Here is a 294-nt window from a genome sequence, read left to right as displayed (position 1 = left end):
CGACGACCTCATCCCGGCTCTGGACCACCTCGCCGTCGCTTTCGAGGCGAAGGCGGATGCCTGGAAGAGCGTCGTCAAGTCGGGCCGCACCCACCTGATGGACGCCACCCCGGTCACCCTCGGCCAGGAGTTCGGCGGCTACGCCCGCCAGATGCGCCTCGGCATCGAGCGCGTGCAGGCCGCCCTCCCCCGCGTCGCAGAGGTCCCGCTCGGCGGCACCGCCGTCGGCACCGGCATCAACACCCCGCTGGGCTTCCCGCAGAAGGTCATCGAGCTGCTCGCCGCCGAGACCGA

Annotated in this window: 1 protein-coding gene; it reads left to right on the top strand. The window is 72.1% G+C overall.

The window, feature by feature from the left end:
• Positions 1–294, top strand: a 294-nt coding sequence (locus KI686_RS17655) for a lyase family protein (RefSeq protein ID WP_262914015.1), incomplete at both ends; no start/stop codon positions are given.

The organism is Polaribacter sargassicola (assembly GCF_021991835.1).
GTDB classification, from domain to species: domain Bacteria; phylum Bacteroidota; class Bacteroidia; order Flavobacteriales; family Flavobacteriaceae; genus Polaribacter; species Polaribacter sargassicola.
The sequence above is the reverse complement of the archived record's forward strand: the minus strand, read 5'-3'. Positions and strand labels throughout refer to the sequence as shown.